Annotated in this window: 1 protein-coding gene; it reads left to right on the top strand. The window is 65.9% G+C overall.

The window, feature by feature from the left end; genetic code table 11:
• Positions 1–40: 40 nt before the first annotated feature.
• On the top strand, positions 41–434 hold a 394-nt coding region (gene rfbC, locus FLQ44_RS22795; protein ID WP_147696174.1), incomplete at its 3' end, for a dTDP-4-dehydrorhamnose 3,5-epimerase.

Below are 434 nucleotides of genomic sequence, written 5' to 3'. Positions count from 1 at the left end.
GCCAGTACCTGATGAGCCTGCTCAAGCTGGGGCTGGCCAAATGAAGGTGATCGAAACCGACCTGCCCGGCTGCCTGGTGATCGAGCCGCGCGTGTTCGGTGACGCCCGCGGCTTCTTCTTCGAGCAATGGAACCGGCAGCGCTACGCCGAGCACGGCATCGTGATGGACGCGGTGCAGGCCAACATTTCGCGATCCGCGCGCGGCGTGTTGCGCGGTCTGCATTACCAGCTGCCGAATCCGCAGGGCAAGCTGGTGTCGGTGCTGGAGGGCGAGGTCTTTGATGTCGCAGTCGACATCCGCCGCGGCTCGCCCACGTTTGGCAAGTGGGCGGCCGTCGTGCTCAGCGCCGACAACCAGCGCCAGTTCTGGATCCCGCCCGGCTTCGCCCACGGCTTCGCGGTCACCTCCGAGCACGCCGTGTTCCACTACTTCT

It is taken from the genome of Vogesella mureinivorans (assembly GCF_007644035.1).
In the GTDB taxonomy this organism is placed as follows: domain Bacteria; phylum Pseudomonadota; class Gammaproteobacteria; order Burkholderiales; family Chromobacteriaceae; genus Vogesella; species Vogesella mureinivorans.
Note: the sequence above shows the minus strand (reverse complement) of the source record. Positions and strands in the feature narration are given on the sequence as shown.